This window comes from Pseudoalteromonas sp. ND6B, from assembly GCF_000764215.1.
Taxonomy (GTDB): domain Bacteria; phylum Pseudomonadota; class Gammaproteobacteria; order Enterobacterales; family Alteromonadaceae; genus Pseudoalteromonas; species Pseudoalteromonas tetraodonis.
Window position 1 is genome coordinate 75,173 of the sequence record NZ_JQFL01000072.1, and the last position, 22,157, is coordinate 97,329.

22 protein-coding genes and 1 tRNA gene are annotated in these 22,157 nt (G+C 39.9%); 13 read left to right on the top strand and 10 right to left on the bottom strand.

Annotation, left to right across the window (positions count from 1 at the left end):
• The first annotated feature begins 6 nt into the window (after nt 1-6).
• The gene (locus tag ND6B_RS03190) at nt 7-450 is read left to right on the top strand and encodes a GNAT family N-acetyltransferase (RefSeq protein ID WP_033104096.1); all 444 of its coding nucleotides are present in this window, start codon (nt 7-9) and stop codon (nt 448-450) included.
• Nucleotides 451-504: 54 nt separating this feature from the next.
• Here the strand turns inward: ND6B_RS03190 and ND6B_RS03185 are convergent, their stop codons facing one another.
• The 6 genes from ND6B_RS03185 to ND6B_RS03160 all read right to left on the bottom strand — a co-directional run bounded on the left by ND6B_RS03185 (nt 505) and on the right by ND6B_RS03160 (nt 6,338).
• On the bottom strand, nt 505-1,860 hold the full coding sequence (locus ND6B_RS03185) for a sodium-dependent transporter (RefSeq protein ID WP_024602058.1): 1,356 nt from the start codon (nt 1,858-1,860) through the stop codon (nt 505-507).
• A 204-nt stretch (nt 1,861-2,064) separates the two neighbouring features.
• Nucleotides 2,065-3,354: a HAMP domain-containing sensor histidine kinase gene (locus ND6B_RS03180; RefSeq protein WP_033104097.1), complete on the bottom strand. Its 1,290-nt coding sequence runs from the start codon at nt 3,352-3,354 to the stop codon at nt 2,065-2,067.
• Between the two features lie 86 nt (nt 3,355-3,440).
• Nucleotides 3,441-4,145 carry a response regulator transcription factor gene (locus ND6B_RS03175; protein WP_024602060.1) on the bottom strand — a complete coding sequence of 235 codons (705 nt, stop codon included), beginning with the start codon at nt 4,143-4,145 and terminating at the stop codon, nt 3,441-3,443.
• 57 nt (nt 4,146-4,202) lie between these two features.
• Nucleotides 4,203-4,589, bottom strand: a complete 387-nt coding sequence (locus tag ND6B_RS03170) for a DUF3019 domain-containing protein (RefSeq protein WP_016899250.1) — start codon at nt 4,587-4,589, stop codon at nt 4,203-4,205.
• Nucleotides 4,579-5,436, bottom strand: coding sequence for a MipA/OmpV family protein (locus ND6B_RS03165; RefSeq protein ID WP_024602061.1), 858 nt, complete (start codon nt 5,434-5,436; stop codon nt 4,579-4,581). The genes ND6B_RS03170 and ND6B_RS03165 overlap by 11 nt, the downstream gene beginning before the upstream one ends.
• A gap of 92 nt (nt 5,437-5,528) precedes the next feature.
• Nucleotides 5,529-6,338, bottom strand: coding sequence for a hypothetical protein (locus ND6B_RS03160; RefSeq protein ID WP_013465502.1), 810 nt, complete (start codon nt 6,336-6,338; stop codon nt 5,529-5,531).
• A gap of 115 nt (nt 6,339-6,453) precedes the next feature.
• Here ND6B_RS03160 and ND6B_RS03155 point away from each other — a divergent pair, with 115 nt between their 5' ends.
• Nucleotides 6,454-7,605, top strand: coding sequence for a serine hydrolase domain-containing protein (locus ND6B_RS03155; RefSeq protein ID WP_033104098.1), 1,152 nt, complete (start codon nt 6,454-6,456; stop codon nt 7,603-7,605).
• On the top strand, nt 7,605-8,093 hold the full coding sequence (locus ND6B_RS03150) for a SixA phosphatase family protein (protein ID WP_033104099.1): 489 nt from the start codon (nt 7,605-7,607) through the stop codon (nt 8,091-8,093). Before ND6B_RS03155 ends, ND6B_RS03150 begins: the two co-directional genes overlap by 1 nt.
• A 58-nt stretch (nt 8,094-8,151) precedes the next feature.
• On the opposite strand, the gene yhbY is transcribed toward ND6B_RS03150, so the two are convergent.
• The gene (gene yhbY, locus ND6B_RS03145; protein WP_008112687.1) at nt 8,152-8,448 is read right to left on the bottom strand and encodes a ribosome assembly RNA-binding protein YhbY; all 297 of its coding nucleotides are present in this window, start codon (nt 8,446-8,448) and stop codon (nt 8,152-8,154) included.
• An 88-nt stretch (nt 8,449-8,536) separates the two neighbouring features.
• Here yhbY and rlmE point away from each other — a divergent pair, with 88 nt between their 5' ends.
• From rlmE to ND6B_RS03105, 8 genes are all read left to right on the top strand, one after another.
• Nucleotides 8,537-9,166: a 23S rRNA (uridine(2552)-2'-O)-methyltransferase RlmE gene (gene rlmE, locus ND6B_RS03140; RefSeq protein WP_013465499.1), complete on the top strand. Its 630-nt coding sequence runs from the start codon at nt 8,537-8,539 to the stop codon at nt 9,164-9,166.
• Nucleotides 9,167-9,232: 66 nt separating this feature from the next.
• Nucleotides 9,233-11,176 (top strand): ATP-dependent zinc metalloprotease FtsH, encoded by a 1,944-nt coding sequence (ftsH, locus tag ND6B_RS03135; protein WP_033104106.1) that lies wholly within the window; start codon nt 9,233-9,235, stop codon nt 11,174-11,176.
• Between the two features lie 95 nt (nt 11,177-11,271).
• Nucleotides 11,272-12,117, top strand: a complete 846-nt coding sequence (folP, locus tag ND6B_RS03130; RefSeq protein WP_033104100.1) for a dihydropteroate synthase — start codon at nt 11,272-11,274, stop codon at nt 12,115-12,117.
• On the top strand, nt 12,118-13,467 hold the full coding sequence (gene glmM, locus ND6B_RS03125; RefSeq protein WP_013465496.1) for a phosphoglucosamine mutase: 1,350 nt from the start codon (nt 12,118-12,120) through the stop codon (nt 13,465-13,467).
• A 72-nt stretch (nt 13,468-13,539) separates the two neighbouring features.
• Nucleotides 13,540-14,289, top strand: a complete 750-nt coding sequence (gene tpiA / locus ND6B_RS03120) for a triose-phosphate isomerase (RefSeq protein WP_013465495.1) — start codon at nt 13,540-13,542, stop codon at nt 14,287-14,289.
• A 1-nt stretch (nt 14,290) separates the two neighbouring features.
• Entirely contained in the window at nt 14,291-14,644 is a 354-nt protein-coding gene (secG, locus tag ND6B_RS03115) for a preprotein translocase subunit SecG (protein ID WP_013465494.1), read from the top strand.
• A 78-nt stretch (nt 14,645-14,722) separates the two neighbouring features.
• Nucleotides 14,723-14,807, top strand: a tRNA-Leu gene (locus ND6B_RS03110).
• Between the two features lie 250 nt (nt 14,808-15,057).
• Nucleotides 15,058-16,683, top strand: a complete 1,626-nt coding sequence (locus tag ND6B_RS03105; protein WP_013465493.1) for a methyl-accepting chemotaxis protein — start codon at nt 15,058-15,060, stop codon at nt 16,681-16,683.
• 106 nt (nt 16,684-16,789) lie between these two features.
• Here ND6B_RS03105 and ND6B_RS03100 read toward each other — a convergent pair whose 3' ends face one another.
• The 3 genes from ND6B_RS03100 to ND6B_RS03090 form a co-directional block, all read right to left on the bottom strand.
• Nucleotides 16,790-17,197 carry a phosphate ABC transporter substrate-binding protein gene (locus ND6B_RS03100; RefSeq protein ID WP_013465492.1) on the bottom strand — a complete coding sequence of 136 codons (408 nt, stop codon included), beginning with the start codon at nt 17,195-17,197 and terminating at the stop codon, nt 16,790-16,792.
• Between the two features lie 12 nt (nt 17,198-17,209).
• A complete protein-coding gene (locus tag ND6B_RS03095; RefSeq protein ID WP_013465491.1) occupies nt 17,210-18,355 on the bottom strand; it encodes a porin in 1,146 nt (381 codons plus the stop codon).
• A 241-nt stretch (nt 18,356-18,596) separates the two neighbouring features.
• Nucleotides 18,597-19,193 (bottom strand): LuxR C-terminal-related transcriptional regulator, encoded by a 597-nt coding sequence (locus ND6B_RS03090; RefSeq protein ID WP_033104102.1) that lies wholly within the window; start codon nt 19,191-19,193, stop codon nt 18,597-18,599.
• A 374-nt stretch (nt 19,194-19,567) separates the two neighbouring features.
• Here ND6B_RS03090 and ND6B_RS03085 point away from each other — a divergent pair, with 374 nt between their 5' ends.
• On the top strand, nt 19,568-21,790 hold the full coding sequence (locus ND6B_RS03085) for a TonB-dependent receptor (protein ID WP_033104103.1): 2,223 nt from the start codon (nt 19,568-19,570) through the stop codon (nt 21,788-21,790).
• Between the two features lie 115 nt (nt 21,791-21,905).
• On the top strand, nt 21,906-22,157 hold a 252-nt coding region (locus ND6B_RS03080), incomplete at its 3' end, for an IS256 family transposase (RefSeq protein WP_033103646.1).

Sequence of the window (22,157 nt, forward strand, 5' to 3'; positions counted from 1 at the left end):
GTTTAAATGGCGTTTAAATGTGAGCCATTCTCTGCGCTCGACTCCCAAACCCTGTTTTCAATCATGCGTGTACGTGTAGACGTATTCGTTGTGGAACAAGCATGTCCTTACCCCGAACTTGATGATCACGATATCGCAGACTCTACACGTCATGTCTATTTTCTTGATGGGCTATCGGTGAATGCCTATGCCCGTTGTTATGAAAAAGATGCTCAGTACAGTGCGATAGGGCGTGTATTGGTTGCTCAATCACAGCGAAGTTCTGGATTAGGCAAACAGTTAGTCAATGAAGCAATAGCATGCTGTAAGGCGCAATGGCCGACTCGCGATATTTATATTGGCGCACAAACCTACCTACTGAATTTTTATCGCTCATTCGGTTTTGAATGTGTTGGTGATGAATATATAGAAGATGGCATACCCCATCAGGATATGATTTTAAAGCAGTAATATTGCTCCACTAAAAAGGCCCACTGATGTGGGCCTTTTTTATGCATCTTTTAACTAGCTTAGTAGGGAATGTAAGAATACTAAGCTAATGGCAATAGGGCATACAAACTTAGTATACCAAGGCCATATCTTCCAAAATAACGTATTATGCACCTCAGGGTTACCTTGTTGAATCGCTTTTAGTAGTGACGATCTGTACCAGATCCAACCTACAAATATACAGCACATAAGCCCTAATAAAGGTTGTGCAACTTTGGTTGTTAGGGTGATCACTAAGCCAAATAAAGTGCCTAGGTTACACACAATGGTAATGCTCACTATGGCAATTAAAGCGCCTATTAACCACGTTGCTTGAACACGTTTCATCGCAAAGCGCTCTACCGTGTACGACACTGGCGCTTCTAGCATGGAAATAGATGAAGTTAGTGCGGCAATACTCATCAATGCAAAAAAAGCAAAGCCAACAAATAAACCTACACCACCCATGCCATCAAATAAGGCAGGCAATACCTGAAATACGAGAGTATCTTCAGAGAGAAGTTTACCTGTAGTTGCAGAGAATATTTCAACACCTTGCGCTTGTGCCACATACATAGCAGGGATGATCAATAAACCCGCTACAAACGCTATAAACACATCAATTAAGGTTACATACGCGCCAAGGGAAACAAGGTTTTCTTTTTTACTGATATATGAGCCATATATAATCATCACACTGGTGCCCAGTGACAATGAAAAGAAAGCTTGGCCTAAGGCACTCACTAACAATGTAGGGTCAAAAATAGAAGAAAAGTCAGGGACTAAGTAAGCTTTTAACCCCTCAACAGCGCCTTCTTGAGTCATCACGTAGGCAATTAGGGCAAACAAAATACCGAGCAGAGCGGGCATTAAGCGTTTAGACCATTTTTCAATGCCGTTTTCTACACCGCGGCTGATAATAGCAACAGTTAAAATAATAAATAAAACAGTGAAAAGAATATTACGAGTAAGCGATTGCTCACTTAACCATAAAGAGGCGGCATCAGCGCCGACCAATGTGGTTACCGGTTCTAAAGTGGCACTTAACATCCAACCGGCAACAATGGCATAAAAACTTAAAATAAATCCAGCACATAAAATACCACCAAAACCGACAGCAAAGGCAAATTGCTTTTGCCATGGTCGCGTGGTTAATTTAGTTAATGAAGAGACCGCATTAGCTTGCCCATGGCGACCTATCATCAGTTCTGCCATTAAAGCGGGGTAGGCTAAAAAGAAAGCCAGTACTAAATACGCGACTAAAAATGCAGCGCCCCCATTACTTGCTGTTTGAGTCGGAAAACCCCAAATATTACCCAAGCCAACAGCTGATCCTGCCGCAGCCATTATAAAACCAAAGCGGGAGCTAAACTCACCTCTTACTGCACTCATATTATTCTGCTTCTCTATTTTTTCGACGCCGTGACAATCTACTGGAATTGTAATTAAATAAAAAGTGCTTATTTGTCTCTGTTGCACAATTATTGCGTTTTATTTAGCTGTATAAATAACACGTGCGTATTTTGATTATAAATAGCACAATTTTTTTAATTATATTTCGTTTATCAGCTGTATTGAGCATCTTTGCGTTGTTGATTAATGTTCAAACTGAGCGATGGTTAATGTGAAACAGGCGCCTGAGAGTCGTTCACTTTTACTCACTTTTACGGTGCCATGATGCCAATCGGCAACTTTGGCGACGATTGCTAACCCCAAGCCATAACTATTATCACTGCGATTACGGTGGCTGCGTTCACGAAAAAATGGGCTAAATACTTTATGATTATTTTCTTGAGCAATGCCTGGTCCGTCGTCGGCGATGTTCACCACCAGAAAACGTTCTTGTACTGAAGCGGTTACTTGAATGCTGTGATTTGCAAAGTCGCAGGCATTATTAATTAAGTTGGTGATTGCTCTTGCCAGCCAATGTAAGTCAGCATAAACGGTATGATCATCACATTCTAAAGAAATATTAAGCGAGCGAGAGGTTATTCTAGGCTCAAGTTGCAATACAATATCACTTAGGTATTGTTTAAGGTTTGCTGATGAGTAAGTAAGCTTATTCGCATTTTGCTCTAAAGTAGCAAACGTTAAATAGCTTTTTAGCATTGACTCCATATGATCCAAGTCGGTTTCCATGCGAGTTAAATAATGCTTTATTTTACTCTCGTCATGACTATCAAGAGCGGCGTCGACACCAAAGCGTAAGCAAGCAATTGGAGTTCTAATATCATGCGATAAGCTGGAGGCCATTAGCTTGTTTTCAGCAACTAGCTTTTCAATTTGACTCGCCATACGGTTAAAGGTCAGTTCCACGTCTTTTATATAGGTAAATCGAGAGGGGGTAATACGCGCTTTAACATTACCAGATGCAAATTGCTTTGCTGCTTCGTTTAACACCGTAAGGCGCTTTGCTAAAGGGGTAATAATAAAACCCATAAAAACACATAAGCCAGTGTAAAATAATAGCGTTAAAATAATATCGTTTCGTTGTGTGGCCTCATAGGGTTTATCTAAACGCATGGTTAAATGATAAGGACTTAACTCATCATTTGTGTAGAGCATATAAAAGCCTTGCTCGTCTTCGAGTATTAATCCGCCTTGGGTTTGCATTTTATCTAATAGCGCTAAGGGCAGTGCCAGCGACTGATTTAATTTGTAGTTAAGTATAAGGTCAAAGTCAGCGGCGAGCTTTGTTACTTGTTGCGGGCGAGCATCGGGTTTAAGCGCCGTGAGCTGTTTACTTAACCCGACAATAATCTGGCTTTGAACGCTAAACTCATCCAAAGGCGCATGCGCTTGTTGGCTAAATGCATCAATAAGCCAACCTAAAACAATAATTGAAAGCAGCGCACTGCCTAGTAGTGAAATGTAAAACTTTTTCATTGATGCTATTCCATAATAGGCTGGGTGTATTGAAGTGACTTTTATTACTATCGCGCTAATTATTTTAAGCACTCAGGCATTAAAATTTACCACGCTGTAGTCACAAACAAATAACCACGTCCCCAAATGGTTTTAATTTTTTCTGGTTTTTGTGGGTCATCATTAAACTTTTTACGCAAGGCAGAAATAAGCACATCAACGCTTCTATCTAGGCCATCATATTCCCTGCCTTTGGTTGCTTTAAACACCGCATCGCGTGATACAACTTGTCCTGCATTACTGGCTAAGTAATGCAGTAATAAATACTCTGCGCTTGAAATGTTCACATCCTGTTGGTTAAGGGAAACGTTGCGTGACTCGGTATTAATACTTAATTGACCGATATTGATCATATTTGCTTGATCATCGGTTTTAGGCGTGTCGCTACTGTAGCGCAAGGCAGATTTAATGCGTGCAAGCAATGCGCGAGGGCGTACTGGTTTTATTATATAATCGGTAGCACCGACTTCTAGCCCAATGACTTCATCCATTTCTTCATCGCGGGCAGTAAGCATTATAATTGGGGCATGATAAAAGCTACGTAGCTCACGACATACACTAATACCATCAAGCCCTGGCAGCATAATGTCGAGTAAAATAAGTTGTGGGTTTAAACGTTTTACTTGGCTTATAACCTCATCACCTCGATGACATACATGTACAACATAGCCTTGCTCTGTTAAATACTCAGTGACCCACTGTGCAAGAGAAATATCATCTTCAACCAGTAAAATAGTACCGTAATTATCCATAAGCTTTCTTCGCATACCTAAATGATGTTTAGCTATCATAATGTCTATAGTGTGTGACTAAAATAACCGCCAACGCCGCTTTTTTTGCCTATTTTGATACACCCATTGTAATTTTACTTCTGTGACGGCAATGACTTGTGATGTATTACTGTCAAATAGTTCAAACGAAATACTTTGCGTTGAGTCAAAGGCATAATTAAACGAACCTTGTCGCTGTTTAAGCCAGCACTGCATAATGTACTTTGAGGTGGCATCGCGTAGACAATAATTTCCCACTTCTACTTGCTGCCATGACAAAACAACATCGGCGTAACAGTGACGTCCTTCACGTAAGGCCACACAGGTATCAGGTACTGCACTCAATTGAGCGGGTATTTGCACTGGGGCTGCCAGCAAAGAGCCTGAATAACTAAACAATAAACAGTAAAAAAATCTAAAGTACATAACGCACGCCTACCTTGGCTTTGTGTTGATATCCTTGGGAAATAATTGGGCTGTCATCAATTTCTTTTGAAAACCACGTCGTTAACCAGCCTGCTAAAAAGACCCAATCTTGATTAATGGGATATTCAGCATGAAATTCAAACATAATACTGGTACTGGCATTGGTTTGATAAATAGGGCGAGTTGCGTTTGCTTCATCGCTATCAATACCAAAATAATAGTTTGTAAAATCTGCAGAGTAGGCACTTAGGCCAATACCAGAGCGAAACTCCCAATTACGCCAAGGCTGAATATGACTAAAAAATACGTTTGCCACCCAGCCATTATGAGCACCAGATATATCATGTAAGTATTCAAGGGAAATTTGTGAGTTTTCAAATCGACGTGTTAATCGAAGGCCAGTATCAAAATCATAGTTACGTTTTTTGATACCGCGCAGTGGCTCAATAATGCCATCGTTATAAATACCTAAGCCTTGCTCGTCAAACCCGGCTTGCGAATTAGTACCTAATAAATCAAGGCCCCAATCGTATTTGTTAATTAAGCTATAGCCTAAAACAAGTCCACCGCTGAGTTGATTATGATCAAAATCAAGGTAAAAATTATCGTAAGAAACCGCAAGGCTTAAATCTAACTCGGCGCCAACATCATAAGAATTCATGCCCACCAAATAAGAATCTTCTATGTAATAACCAGCTCCTGCACTCCAGTCCCAGGCAAACCCTGTAGTGGGTTCCAATGTGTTATCGGCATAGTAACGATTGCTTGCTGTGCTCTGGCCACTAAAAATGAGCGCAAACAATAAGGCTGCACAACGGAAAAAATGTCTTTGTGGGAAATGCTTCATCCTTGGAACCTAAATTAGAGTTTGCTTAAAAGGGTAGTATATTGTCAAACTCTTGGCTAAATCTGTAAAAAAATGTAGCGGTCGTCCTGCAACTACTGAACCTTAATTTTATCGATAAGTATACTGCTTAAGTAAAATTGCATCATGGGAGTTAATGCGCTGATCTCAGTACGTGTACATGGCCCATTTAATTTAGTTAAACGACTCAGTTTAGTAATGGTTTTATAAGCAGGGGCCGTTACTTCATTTTTAAGTTCAGCACGCTTAAGCCGAGCCTGTTCGGTATTATGTTTATGAATAAACGCAACAACTTCTAACTCGTTAGTGATCTTTTTTTCTTCAGTAAAGCTATAGATTAGGGGCTCACGGTGAAAGCTTGCACTATCTATTGATGATTTGGCAAACCAAACTACATCTCCCGATGCTTTGTGTGTAAGGCGCATACTAACTTGTGCCAGTATATTTGCGCATTGTTGAGAAGGGAATTGCTGTGCTACTTTTGAAAACAATGAATAAGGTTTTTCTGGCTGCGCTAAGATGTACTTAGCATCATCTATAAACTCAAGGTCAACTTGATGGATAGCTAACGTGTAATCACTATTATCGGTTGTGGTAACTTTTAGTTGTTTATCGTTAAGTGCTTGGCTAATTTGAGATACTAATGTGTCGGTGACACTTGCACGGTCTACGATCACTCTGACAGTCTGATTTTTTTTAATGTTATGTGCAGGTAATTGCACCGATTTTACTTTCGGTGAAGCATGCTCGGTTTCATATTTAAGTTGGTAAGTTTGACTCTTAAGCAAAGGTTTTGCAGGCATTGCTAAAGGTTCTGCAGGCTGCTTAACTACGGCACAACCTGAAGCTAATACAATAAAAAGTGATACAACTAAAAAACGCATAAATATTTTACATCCACTCAAAAGCCATTAATCGAACATATTGTACGTTAGTCCGAGCAAAAGTTCATGATATTATAGAGGCTGATTATGACTAAAAAAGAAAAATTAGCTAAGAATGAAGTATTTTAACTCCTTACCCTTTTATTTTTTTGCTTTATGTATTTTAGGGACGCATTTACAGGCAAGCGCAAGCACAGATCCTGACTGGGAAGCTTTTGTTAAAAATTATGGGCGCTACGTAGAAAAAAAACTAAAAGTAAAAAAGATTCCGGGCGGAGCGCTTTCCATCGTCAACGCACAAGCGCGTGACTATATACATACTATGGGGCATACCAAAGTGCGCAGTGGGCAAAAAATTAATCCACACACTCGGTTTCGTTTGGCCTCAGTATCTAAAACGTTTGCAGGGTCGTTAGCGGCAAAACTTGCAAATGAAGAACAACTTAATTTGTATTTTCCTGTTAGTCATTACATTCCTGAATTTAAACAAACCGACTACAAAGATGATTTAAAGGTTTTTCATATTTTAAGCCATTCTAGTGGGCTAGTACCGAATGCATACGATAATTTAATCGAATCGCGAATGGGGTATAGCGATATTGTAGAAAAGCTATTAAGTGTAAAACCTATATGCGAACCCGGTGACTGTTATGGCTATCAAAATGTCATGTTTAGTTTAATTGATGACGTGATTTTAAAAAGCACCAACAAAACTTATACTCAGTGGCTCAATGACGCATTTTTTATCCCTCTAAAAATGAACGATGCAAGCTTAGGCTACGATGCCATGGTGCAAGATAGTAACTACGCACACCCTCATGTGCGAGGGAAAAAGCGTTGGTACAGTGCCCGTTTGAAAAAGAATTATTATAAAGTCGCTCCGGCGGCTGGGGTAAACGCCAGTGCGTCAGATATGGCTATTTGGTTAAATGCGCAACTAGGGCAATATCCATCGGTATTATCCTTAGATGCATTGGCCACGCAAACGCGTCCTTATACACATACTAAAAAAGAACGCTACAGACGAGTATGGCGAGAGCACATGAACGAAGCCTACTATGGGCTAGGCTGGCGTGTGTATGATTATGATGATGAAACGCTTTATTACCACAGTGGTTGGGTGCAAGGCTACCGCAGTGATTTGGTTGTGTTTCCGCACTTAAATGTAGGCTTTAGTTTGATTTTAAATGCAGAAACTGGACTCATAAATGAGCTTACAACTGAGTTTATAAATCGCCTATTAGTATATAAACGAGAGAAGCAATAATGAACGCCCACATAAAAACATTGTTAATAGCATTATTACTTATTTGCCAACCCGCCTTTTCTGCCCCTGAACAGGTTTACTTGTTTCGACATAGCGAAAAACAAACAGGGGAAAATCCATTTCTAACTGCCCAAGGCCAAGCGCGTGCTGAGCACTTGGTTTCGTTAGTTAACACCTATCCAAACATAACGTTATTCAGCAGTAACTATAACCGCACCCTAAGCACGGCAGCGCCATTAGCCGCGTATTATAATATTAAAGTTATTACCTATGATGCTGCTGATCTAACGACATTGAAAAAACAATTATTAGCACAAAATGGCGTTGTGGTAGTAATAGGACATAGTAATACCACACCGCAGTTGGCTTCATTATTGAGTAACCAAGCTATTGAAAGTATGGATGAGAGTCAGTACGGGCATTATTATTTAGTGAGTAAGCTAGAAAATAATAGTTATGAAGTTAAAACGCTGACAATGGGTTTTTAAGCAGGCATAAAAAAACCAGCAATGGCTGGTTTTTTTTGTTTTACCTTTAAATGGCTTATTAGCCACGAGGTAATTGAATTTTTTTCTCAGGGCTTTGACGATAAAGCACAATCGTATGACCGATAGTCTGTAATTTAGTAGCCCCTGTTTCGCGAACAATGGCATCAAAAATAAGCTTTTTGGTTTCACGATCGTCTGTTGGCACCTTCACTTTAATTAATTCGTGAATTTCTAGTGCGCTTTGGATTTCAACTACTACGCCTTCGGTTAAACCGTTAGAACCTAGTAAAACTACAGGCTTAAGGCTATGCGCCTGACCTTTTAAAAACTGCTTTTGTTTGTTTGATAATGTCATGATATTACAAATTTTGCTGAATATGGCTTGAATTAAGGGTATTCTAACGCCATCTAGAGAATATTACTAATTAGTTGCGTGTTAATTTATGACAAATAAAAAACAGTCAGCCAGTTCACAACGTTGGCTTAAAGAACATTTTGATGATAAATATGTTCAAGAAGCGCAAAAAAAAGGCTGGCGCTCTCGAGCTGTTTTCAAATTAGACGAAATCCAAAACAAAGATAAGTTATTGCGTCCAGCGATGACCGTTGTTGATTTAGGCGCGGCCCCAGGGAGTTGGTCACAATACTTAGCTGAAAAAGTGGGTGACAAAGGCCAAGTGGTTGCGTGTGATATTTTACCTATGGATTCTTTAGCGGGCGTTGACTTTTTACAAGGCGATTTTCGTGAAGAAGCGGTACTTGATGCATTGTTAAAACGCATTGATGGTAAAAATGTAGATGTGGTATTGTCTGATATGGCACCTAACATGAGTGGCAATAACTCGGTTGATCAGGCAGGCAGCATGTACTTGGTTGAGCTTGCACTTGATATGTGCAACCAAGTTTTAAAGAAAAATGGCGCGTTTATTGTTAAAGTATTCCAAGGTGAAGGCTTTGATCAATATTTGCAAGATGTACGTAATAGTTTTAAAGCAGTGAAGATACGTAAACCGGATGCCTCGCGTCCCCGTTCTCGGGAAGTATATATAGTAGCGACTGGATACAAACTGTAGTACAGTTGCTTGGCGTTTAGTTGAATTTAAATTAATTGGATACAAGAGGTTAACCCCTTGAGCGATATGGCGAAAAATCTAATACTCTGGCTGGTTATTGCAGTAGTGCTTATGTCAGTATTTCAGAGCTTTAATGGCGGCGATCAAGTTGATCGTCAAACAAGTTACAGTCAATTTGTAAAAGACGCCCGTAGCGGCTCTATACAAGAAGTGTCCATTGAAAGTGGTAGTGGCACAATTACTGGCATAAAAAATAGTGGCGAGCGTTTTCAAACCATTATGCCTATTTATGACAAAGACATTTTAAATGATTTGTTAAAAAGCGATGTGAACGTTAAAGGTGTTAAACCTGAAGAACAATCGTTTTTAGCAAGCATTTTTATTTCTTGGTTCCCTATGATCCTGCTTATTGGTGTGTGGATTTTCTTCATGCGTCAGATGCAAGGTGGCGGTGGAAAAGGCGCCATGTCATTTGGTAAAAGTAAAGCCCGCTTAATGAGTGAAGATCAAGTCAAAACGACCTTTGCTGATGTAGCTGGTTGTGATGAAGCCAAAGACGATGTAACCGAGCTGGTGGACTTTTTACGTGACCCTTCTAAGTTTCAAAAATTAGGCGGTAGTATTCCTAAAGGTGTACTTATGGTCGGTCCTCCAGGTACAGGTAAAACATTACTTGCTAAGGCTGTTGCTGGTGAAGCAAAAGTACCGTTCTTTACTATTTCGGGTTCTGACTTTGTTGAAATGTTTGTAGGTGTAGGTGCATCACGTGTACGTGACATGTTCGAACAAGCTAAAAAAGCAGCGCCTTGTATTATCTTTATCGATGAAATTGATGCGGTAGGGCGTAAACGTGGCGCTGGTATGGGGGGCGGCCATGATGAACGTGAGCAAACTCTAAACCAAATGCTTGTTGAAATGGATGGCTTTGAAGGTAATGAAGGTATTATCGTTATTGCTGCGACAAACCGCCCTGACGTACTAGACCCTGCGTTGCTTCGTCCTGGTCGTTTTGACCGTCAAGTAGTGGTCGGTTTACCTGATATTCGTGGTCGTGAACAAATTCTCAAAGTACATATGCGTAAAGTGCCATTAGGCGATAACGTTGAAGCGGCCGTGATTGCACGTGGTACACCAGGATTCTCGGGTGCTGATCTCGCTAACCTTGTAAATGAAGCGGCTTTGTATGCTGCACGTGGCAATAAACGTGTTGTTAGTATGGCTGAATTCGACGCTGCGAAAGATAAAATCATGATGGGCGCTGAGCGCAAGACCATGGTTATGAGTGAGCAAGAGAAAGAAATGACGGCTTACCATGAAGCTGGCCACGCAATTGTAGGTCGTATGGTGCCAGAGCACGACCCGGTTTATAAAGTATCTATTATCCCACGTGGCCGAGCGCTAGGTGTGACTATGTATTTACCAGAACAAGATCGTGTTAGTCACTCTAAAGAGCTTTTAGAATCAATGATTTCAAGCCTTTACGGTGGTCGTATTGCTGAGGCAATCATTTATGGTGAAGACAAAGTAACCACGGGTGCAAGCAACGACATTGAACGTGCCACTGATATTGCGCGTAAGATGGTGACTCAGTGGGGCTTAAGCGAAAAATTAGGTCCATTACTTTACGCTGAAGATCAAAGTGAGATGTACATGGGTGGCGGCGGTGGTCGCTCTATGAGCATGTCTGATGAGACGGCGAAAGTAATTGATGCAGAAGTACGTTTATTCTCAGACCGCAACTATCAACGTGCAGAATCAATATTGAAAGAAAACATTGATATTCTGCATGCAATGAAAGATGCATTAATGAAGTATGAAACCATTGATGCGAAGCAAATTGATGATTTAATGGCTCGTCAGCCTGTACGTGAACCACGTGATGCGCATGACCGTCATGAAGCTAAACCAGAAAAAGAAGATGTTTCTAAAGACAAACCAGTTGATGAAGTACAAAAACCAGCTGATGAATCTAAAAAAGATGAAACAAACCTTGATGATAAAGCTGAATAATCGTTAAAATAACATATCCAAAAGCCCCGAAGTTCGGGGCTTTTTTGTATCAGTTTGATGTAAATAACTAAAATTATCACATATTAAGGTTAGCGATGAATAATAAAATTAACCTTGCGCGTGGCCGAACGCTTGATTTTGCAGAGCCTGTGATTATGGGGATCGTGAATGTTACCCCTGATTCATTTTCTGATGGCGGTCAGTTCTTAAATACAACTGCCGCGCTGAGTCATGCGATACAATTACTTGATGATGGTGCGACCATTTTAGATATCGGTGGCGAGTCAACACGCCCAGGCGCACCTGATGTTAGCCTTGAAGATGAGCTAAAGCGTGTTATTCCTATTATTAAAGCTATTCGTGAGCAAAGTGACTGCGTTATTTCAATCGATACCAGTAAAGCTGAGGTGATGCGCCAAGCGATTGAAGCCGGTGCTGATATTGTCAACGATGTACGGGCATTGCAAGAGCCCGGCGCAATCGATGTGGTTGCACAGTTTCCTGAGGTAGCAGTGTGTTTAATGCATATGCAAGGGCAACCTCGTAGTATGCAACACGCTCCTCACTATAATGACTTAGCGGGTGAGATAAACGATTTTTTTAGCCAGCGAATAGCCGCATGTGAAGCTGCTGGCATTAAACAAAGCCAGTTAATTTTAGATCCTGGTTTTGGTTTTGGAAAAACACTAAAGCATAATTATCAAATATTGGCTCAATTTAACGATTATGCAAAATTGGGACTTCCTTTGCTCGCGGGATTATCGCGTAAGTCAATGATTGGTAATTTATTAAATAGAGACACAGACGATAGATTGGCAGGCAGTTTAGCTGGAGCACTGATCGCCGCACAAAACGGTGCACACATTATTCGTGTGCATGATGTAAAAGAAACCGCAGATGTGCTTGGCGTATATCAAGCCTGCAAACAAGGAGTACTTTAAATGAAAGAAAGAAAATATTTTGGCACGGACGGTGTGCGTGGTTTAGTAGGTCAAGGTCCTATTAACCCAGAGTTTGCGATGAAATTGGGTTGGGCCGCAGGGCGTGTACTCTCACTTCATGGCACTAAAAAAGTCATTATAGGTAAAGACACTCGTATTTCAGGTTACATGTTGGAGACTGCCCTAGAGGCTGGATTAATTGCAGCAGGTATTGATGTTATTCTTTTAGGGCCCATGCCAACGCCTGCAGTTGCTTATTTAGCGCAAACGTTTCGCGCTGAAGCGGGGATAGTGATCAGCGCATCACATAATCCTTATTATGATAACGGCATTAAGTTTTTCAATGGCCAAGGTTTAAAGTTAGATGATGAGGTAGAGCTACAAATTGAAGCGATGCTTGACGAGCCTATGACCTGTGTTGCTTCTGACAAGTTAGGTAAAGCAACACGTTTATCTAGCGCTGATGGCCGTTATATTGAATTTTGTAAAAGCCAGTTTCCACAAGGATTGTCCCTTGAAGGAATTAAAATTGTTTTAGATTGTGCTAATGGTGCTACATACCATATTGCCCCTTCTGTAATGCGAGAGCTTGGTGCAGAGGTGATCACCCATGCATGTGAGCCAAACGGTGTAAACATTAACCATGAATGTGGCGCAACCCATGTTGATACATTAAAGCGTAAAGTACTTGAACACAAAGCGGATGTCGGTATCGCCTATGATGGCGACGGCGACCGTGTGATGATGGTTGATCATAATGGCCGCGTATTCGACGGTGATGATTTGGTTTATATTATTGCTTGCCAAGCTGCACAAGATGACAATTTAGGCGGTGGTGTTGTTGGCACGGTTATGTCGAATATGGGACTTGAAAATGCGTTAAAAGCAAAAAACATTGCTTTTGCTCGCAGTAAAGTCGGTGATCGTTATGTGATGGAACTGCTTCAGCAAAAAGGCTGGAAAATTGGCGGTGAAAGCTCAGGGCATGTGTTGAATTTAGATTTAATCAGCACGGGTGATGGCATCATCTCAAGCTTACAAGTGCTTGCTGCTATGGTAGCACAAAATCGTACACTTCAAGACTTAGGAGCCGGTTTTACTAAGTACCCAATGAAAATGATTAACGTACGTTACACTGCCGGTACTGATCCGACCCAAGCACCCGAAGTGCTCGCTGCAGTTGCTGAAGTAGAGCAAAGCTTAGCAGATAAAGGGCGCGTATTACTGCGTAAATCAGGCACTGAGCCTGTAGTACGAGTAATGGTTGAAGCTGAGCAAGAAAAAATAGTAATAGATAGTGCACAGAAAATAGCAGCGGTTGTCGAATCTATGAGCAAACAAACTGATTGATAACAATAACCTCTTGTAACTTTGGGCGAGTCGAGTTAATATCTCGCCCGCTTTCTAATGTGGAGTGGAAAAATGGCAGCACGCAAAGCGATGGTCGCAGGCAACTGGAAAATGAATGGTTCATTAGAACTCGTTCAACAACTGTCTGATGCTATTAACGATGTTAAATCTTCTGAAGTAAACATTGTTTTATTTCCTCCGTTTCCTCTAGTCCCAGCAATGATTGCAAGTGGTGTAACAACAGGCACGCAAACAGTGTCTGAAAATACCCCAGGTGCGTTTACTGGAGAAGTAGATGCAGAGCTAATTAAGCAGCTAGGTGCGAAATATGTACTGGTTGGTCACTCTGAACGACGCAGCATATACAAAGAAAGCAATGATACCGTTGCTGCAAAATTTGCTCGCGCGCAACAAGTAGGTCTAACGCCTATTTTATGTGTTGGCGAAAGCGAAACAGAGCAAGAAAGCGGTCAAACAGAACAAGTAGTTGCTGCGCAGATTGACGCGGTAATTAATAAATTAGGTGTAGCAGCACTAAAAGAATCTGTGATAGCATATGAGCCCGTTTGGGCTATAGGCACAGGTAAGACTGCATCGCCTGAACAGGCACAAAGTGTTCACAAATTTATCCGTGACAAAATTGCTGCACTAGATAGCGATTTAGCACAAGGGCTAACCATCTTATATGGTGGTAGCGTTAATGAAAAAAATAGCGAATTATTATTTGCGCAAACAGATATAGACGGCGGCCTAATTGGAGGCGCAAGTTTAAAAGCAGAATCATTTACTGCTATCTGCAATAGTGCAAAAGGGACCGTATAAGATGTACGAAATTTTATTAGTAGTGTATTTAATTGTAGCTTTAGCGCTTGTTGGTATGGTTTTGATTCAACAAGGTAAAGGTGCGGACATGGGGTCATCATTTGGTGCCGGCGCATCGTCTACAGTTTTCGGTTCTTCTGGGGCTGGGAATTTCATGACGAAAACGACAACGGTATTAGCTACAATCTTTTTTGTGCTTAGTATTGTGTTAGGTAACCTAACTGCCGGTCAAATTAAAAAGACTGACGAATGGGAAAATCTAGAAGCGGCTCCAGCTGTTGAAACAGTGACTCCAGTTGAAGAAGATGTGCCAGTCACATCAACTAAAGAGCAAAGCTCTGACGTACCAAATTAATTTAGTTTTAAATCGTTAAGTTGTTTATTTCCCTCAAATAAACATGCGGACTTAACACTAAGCAATAGCTTAAAAAATGCGGATGTGGTGGAATTGGTAGACACGCTACCTTGAGGGGGTAGTGCTTTCGGGCGTGGGGGTTCAAGTCCCCCCATCCGCACCAAATACAAAAACCAGTAACAGCAATGTTACTGGTTTTTTTGTACCTAAAATTTAAAATATTAAACAACTCTTTTAGGATTAATGTTGAACATTGGGGAGAACACTCTATATTTCAATTGTTAGTGTTTATGAAAGAATACTACTGTATATTTAACTTTATGTATAAAAAGCGTCTAAAGTTAAAAATAAAGTTAACATTTCTGCATCTTAAGCCGATAATAACTATAGATAATTAAACGGAGTAAATGAATATGGCTTCAGGTTTCTCTTTTAAAAACCTCAGCATTACTAAAAAAATACATGCAATTACATCTATAGCGATCATCGCATTCTTAGTAATCGTTTTGGTTAACTACTTTGCCATGAACGAAAATCGCATATCACTCAATGAAATGGAGAAATCGTCTTATAAAGTAGCCAAATTAACCTTGGCTAACGTAAGTATTTTAGAAAAATTAGATGAATTATACACCCAGGCTGTAACCTTTGGTGAGCAAGACTTAGTAACAAAGGCGAGTGAAACCTATGCGCAGTTGGTTACTAATCTTGGTGCGATTGAGGCAATTAATACCTCTTATATTGATAATGATACAAAAACACGACTAGCTAATTACGAAAAAATATCTGCAACTATTGCCAATGGTATGGTTAATGGCACGGCAGATTTCAGTAAAATTCAACAACAAGCTCAGCTTAAAACAAGCCTATATGAAGCCGTATTAACCAGCTTTAAAAGCGCACAGCAAAAAGCAGATGATCGCTTTTTCCAGCTTGTTGCTAATACAAAAGCACGCTCAGATGACGCACTTAACTTAATGCTGGTTGTTGCGGTAGTTTCATTAGCACTGTTATTACTTATGGCTATTTGGATAGCGCGTAATATCGGTTCATCAGCTAGTGATGCCGCTAATAATTTAAGCCTTTTGGCAAGTGGTAAAGGGTCGTTAAGTACCAAGCTTGCTGTTAACTCAGAGGATGAAATAGGACAGGTATCTATAAACTTTAATGCTTTTATTAGCCTGCTTAGAGAAACCGTTTTAGAAGTCATCGCGGTATGTGAACCGTTAATGGAAAATTCAACCCGTCTTGTACAAGGGATGGAGCGAGCGGAGAGAGCGACCACCAAACAAACCACCGATGCAGATGTTGTTAAACAGTCGATGGAAGAAATGAAGCAAAGCGTTGGTGATATTTCACAATCAGCTGCAAGCGCATCTAATGCCGTGCAAACCGCAGAAAAAGAAGTAGATCAAAGCCGAATACAAGTAAAAATGTCTGTAAATGCGTCGCGAACGCTAAGTGATGAAATTAATATAGCGGCCAGCACCATTAATAAGTTAGCTGATGACACTAAAAATGTATCGCAAATATTAAATGTAATTACATCCATTGCCGAGCAAACAAACTTATTAGCATTAAATGCAGCAATAGAAGCGGCCAGGGCGGGTGAACATGGCCGAGGCTTTGCCGTGGTTGCAGATGAAGTCCGTGAGCTTGCCTCTCGTACGGCGCAGTCAACTAATGAAATACGTGAATTGTTAAGTACATTAAGTGTGGCAGCTAATGAATCTGTAAGCGCGATGACCTCTGCAAGAGATATGGCAACCGATAATGCTAGTGCAGCAGAGCAAACCGGTGTTTCGATTGAAAAAATTGCAGAGCAAATACTAGAAATTAATGGCATGAACTCGCAAATTGCAGCAGCAACAGAAGAGCAAACCTCTGTTGCTGCAATGGTTGTAGACAACGTATCTAATATGCATGTTTCATTTGAAGATACTATGAGCTCACTAAAAGCAGTAAGAGATGTGGCTAAAAACTTACATTACCTTTCAGATAACTTATTAGATGCAACTGCTAAGTTTAAAATTGAATAGTTGCTAAAGCACATTACTTTAACGTTTTATGATTTTGTAAAACGTTAAGGGATAAAAAAGCCCGCAATAAAGTATTTATTGCGGGCTTTTATTTTAATTTAGCAGATTAATACTTACCCACTACTTTAACTTTATCACTTACTTTGGCGCTATCGATATAGCCAATTGCATCTGCATTAGCAGCGACAAAATCAATCACAGCTTGGTCATTATCAAGTTTACCCGGCGGTGTGCCTTTACCTGTAAATACGAGCTTTGACCAATAGGCATTTAACTGACTACCCGATTTACCAACAAGTTTGTCGTTAAATTCATCAGCGACTGCAGTGCCATTTTGATTAACAGGATTAACTTTGGTGCCATCGGCAAACGATTTGCTCTTGCCAAGGTATATTTTTTTAATATCGTCTTGGCTTACTGCATTAGCATTCGCAGGGTTAATGATGACTGCAACTTCTGCAAAAACTGCTGAGCTACATAATGTTAGCATGCTGGCTAAAATTAATTTTTTCATGATTCGCTCCAATTAAAATACTAAATCAACGCCAACGGCCACTACGTCGGTTTCAGTATTTGTTATGTCATCTTTTAAGCGGCTAAAGTCTACTTTTAAGGCAGCCATTGGGTGGAAATCATAACGAGCACCGATGGTGTACACATTACTTTTTGCTTTAGAGCCTTCCAAAACTTGGTTAAGGCCAGCATTTAATTGCGGCACAGTTGGGATTGCATTATAACGATTACTGTCATGCTCATCATCGTTATTTTCATAGGTTAAATGAACAAGCCATTCATCCATACGGTAGCCTAAGGATGTGTAATATTGAGTTTGCTTAGCGAGCGCACTGTTATCTACTTCAAACTGTGTGTATTCAGCGTCAAACAAGATATTGTTGTAATCAATTGAAAAGCCAAGCGCTAAAAATGCACCATCGTCTTCGTCAATAGCAATACTGTTTGCTTGGTCAACAAAACCTGAGTTACGAAGGGCTTGTTCTAAGCCGTTAAGGGCCATACCTTCGGCCGTATCATTTTCAATCTCAATACTCGTTTCGGCAACAAAGTAAGCAGCGCGAGCACTGAACCAATCGTAACTTAATGTCCAGTTTAACCCTGCAATATCATTAAGCTCGGTATCACCATTTACAGATACTACGGCAATATTATCATCGAAGCTGCCGTAAATAACCTGTAGAGTAGAGTCCCAATCACCAAGCTGAGTTGTATGTAATAAGCTTAGGCCTTCATAGGTTGAAAAAGGTAAGTTATATACAGACTGAGGTGGGCGCACCCAACGGTAGGTATAGCCAACATCTAAAAAGTCAGAGTAACGATAAAACGGTGCACGCATTTTACCAGCACTGATCTGTAATTCGTCAGATATCTCATAAGTTAAGTATGCCCATTCAAAATCGGCATCAAAATCATTTTCGCCGCGAGCCACTATCTGCGCCGTAGCGGATAGCTTCTCTTGCAGGTCAGCGGTTAGCTGAAGAGCAAACACGCTTTCATTTTTAAATGAAATATCATCATCATATCCATATAACGTTTGATCACTATCGAGCGACTTACCACCGACAATAGAAGCAAACCCATTAATACGAACTTCAGCACTCGCGTTGCTTGTGGCAAGTGCGCAACAAATTGCTACTGCTACAGATAGTTTTTTCATTGTGTATCCTATTTAATTTCATGTGTATCCCGCTGCAGTATAAGACGAGGATTAACTTTTTTCTAATTAAAATTAATAAATTAAGTACTTTTCACTACCTTTTTGCAACAAGAACACATGACTGAGATTGAAAATTAAGGCTTTTATATTTTAAGGTAATGTAACTAGCTGAGTTTTTTGGAATTATTTATGATGAGATAATATTTACTGCAGTACGTATTAAGTAGTAATTATTTTTTAGTTATAAACGTGAATTTATATTTTTTAGGTTATCTTGGCACCAACGAATTGCTTGCTGTTTATTTTTGACCGCTATTTTTTTATAAATTTTATGTAAGTGCACTCTCACCGTCGCTTCACTTATAAATAAACTATCAGCAATAGCACTGGAATGAAGTCCGCTAAAGAGTAGATTGAGTACTTTAATTTCTTTATCGGTTAGGTTAGTTGTTTGCAAAGCGTTTTTTTGCTCTGTATCGAGCATTTGGCGCATCCAAATGTCACTAATGGTTCGTGGAAACCACAATTCACCTTGTTTAATTGCATCTAACCCTCTATTGAACAACTCTTCACTAGTATCTTGATAAAAAAGACCTTTTAAATTTGGCCATTCTTTGAGTGAAGCCGCATCGGTATTTTTAGGGATATTAAAAATAACGAGCCCTTGGTAATTATTTGTATGAATAAATTGGTTTAAAAGTTCGTAATTAGTAAGAGAATTTAGGGCTGAATAGCAGACTAACAATATGTCGTTATTCAATGTAGTAAAAAATAATGGATTATACTGGTTGTTGTTAAAAAGCATGTTAGCTGATTGTGTGGTCTGTTTTTTTGTCATGCTTTTCACCTAAAAATGGCTTTGCTGTAGACTTAAATATAAAGGGTCTTTGGATATTGTCATAATCTCATGTAGCTTTAATGTGTTTTTCACAATAAATTATGTGTGCGATTTATGCACAACATGGCTGCTGGCTAATGTTAAAGTCTTAATTTAAAACCAAAGTTGTGTCATTATTGAGATAATTAGTTCAGATTAAAAACTGAAAATTAATTTTTTTGTATAAACTAAAGTTAAATATACATTTTGTAACTTTTATGTAATACAATACACTCCCAGAGGAAAGATGCATCTAAGCATCTTTTTTTATGCCTACAGTTTATGTTTACACAACATATAACGCATAATTAAATTAATACCCTTTGGAGAAAACCTTGAAATTACGCACCCTCTCACAGTTAAGTTTAGCGGTTATTGCAGCCCTAACAACTTGTGTAAATGCACAAGAAGCTAAAACCACTGCCAAACAAGACGCGTTTGAAAAAATTGAAGTTACAGCACGTAAACGTACCGAGAGCTTGTTCGAATCTCCAACTGCAATTACATCAATAGGCGCTAACCTTATTGATAAAGCCAATATGGGTAACTTAGAAGACATTGGCAAATACGTTCCTAACTTAAACATTACTCGTTATGGTGTTGGTAACGCGGCACATGCTTCTGTATTTATTCGCGGCATTGGTTTACAAGATCACATTATAACAACCGATCCCGGTGTAGGTGTTTACCTAGATGGCGTTTACCTAGGTCGCCAAATGGGGTCTAACTTATCGCTTCCTAATGTTGAGCGAGTTGAAGTTCTACGTGGACCACAAGGCACGCTTTATGGCCGTAATACATTAGGTGGTGCAGTAAACGTAATTACTAAGCAGCCTGGTGATGAAGGTATTTTAACGACAACTGCTAAAGTGGGTAGCCGTGGGCGTATTGCTGGCGATATTTACTTTAATAATGCACTAACCAATGACTTAAGCATGTCAGCCAGTGCGTCATACAAACAACGTGACGGTGTAGGTACGGCGGTAAATTTAGCTAACCCTGAAAAAGAAATTGGTGAAGAGCAAGAGTTTAGTGGTCGTATCGCGCTTAAATACGAAGCCACCAGCGACTTAGCGTTTACTTTCTCATTAGATGGGGTTGATAATGAATCAGGTCAATCACCTTATACTATTGAACTAACAGATTCATTAGATTCAAATGATGTATTCAATGGCGATTTCCCATTATTAACTGAAGACCTAATTCCATCGAATCCAGATGATTTAGGCACAACAGTTGCCGGTATTGAATCAACCTCATATTCAGGTTGGGGTACGTCATTTACCGCTAATTGGGCAATTAATAACACGTATACAACTAAGTTTATTTCAAGCTACCGCACTTCTGAGTATGAAGGTGGCTTAGATGATGATGCATCACCACTTAACTTATCTGAGTTCCCAGAAGTAGGCGGTGCAGATCAATACTCTTTTGAAGTTCAGTTAAACGCAACGTTTGATAAAATGGACTTTGTATCGGGTCTATACTTCTTTAATGAAGATGGTTTTACTCGCTCAGAAGACTTTGTATTTAGCCCATTTAATACACCAGATGGTTTACTAAATGACGGTATAACGCCTTCGTTTGGTGGCTTTGGATTTTTTGAAATCAATCAAGAAACAAACTCATACGCAGCTTACATTAACGGTAGTTACGATTTAACGGATGATTTAACAATTGGCGGTGGTCTTCGTTACTCAGAAGATAAAAAAGACGCGAATGCGATTTTCCCAAGCTTTTCAGAGCGTAAATACATTAGTGCAGACTTTAATGCAGTGACATGGGATATTAATGCTTCATATCAGCTTAGCAATAATATGAATGTGTACGGCCAAGTACAAAAAGGCTATCAAACAGGTGGTTTCCCGCCGCGCCCATTTGGTGGTCCAGATCAGTTTGTATCGTTTGATGAAACCAAAGCAGTTAACTACGAAATTGGTTTAAAAGGCCAAGTACATGAAAATGTGTCTATGATGCTTGCGATGTTTGTTACCGACTACACTGACTTAGCACTACCATTTTCAGACCCAACTGCGGGTGGTGGCTTTGTAACTATCGTTGAGAATGCAGGTCAGTCTAAAGCGCAAGGTATTGAACTTGAAACCACAATTGCAATAACTGATGACTTTACTATTCGCAGTGCGGTAGGTTATTTAGACTCAGAGATTACCGAAGTCGCCGAGGGCGTACAAGGTATTGGTAAAGGTGATTCACCAGCATTGACTCCGCGTTGGACAGTGATGGTTGCGCCTTCTTACTTTGTAGATTTAAGTAATGGTGGCACAGTTGCATTGAATGCAAATTACTCATACCGCAGTGAAATGCAAGGTCAATCAGTTTTCAATAAGAGTGAAACGATTGATTCGCGTGAGCTCGTTGGCTTTAATATTTCTTACACTAACCCATACGGTGATATGGAAGTGACGTTATATGGCGAAAACGTATTAAACGAAGTTTACGATGTAGGACGTCTACAGCAAACTGGCTTTGTTGGCGTTATGCGCAGTAATGATCGTAGTGAGTTTGGTTTAAAATTCAAAAAAGACTTTGAACTATAATCTATATTTTACTTTAAAAGTAAAACAAAAAAGGTAAGCCATGGCTTACCTTTTTTTTAGGTAGTGTTTAGAAATCTGTGTCATTTCAGTATTATTAAGAAAACAGGAGTGACACATGACTCAATCTTTCGACTTCAACAAAGCATTAGCTGAACTTCAAGCTGGTAAAGGTCTTACTGGCGAAGACGGTGTTCTAACACCATTAATCAAACAACTCACCGAAGCGGCTCTTAAAGCTGAATTAGAGCAGCATTTAGAATCTGAGACCGAAGTTAACCGTAAAAATGGTTCAACCAAAAAAACAGTTAAGTCATCCATAGGTCAATTCGAACTTGAAACGCCCAGAGACCGTTCAGGTTCGTTTGAA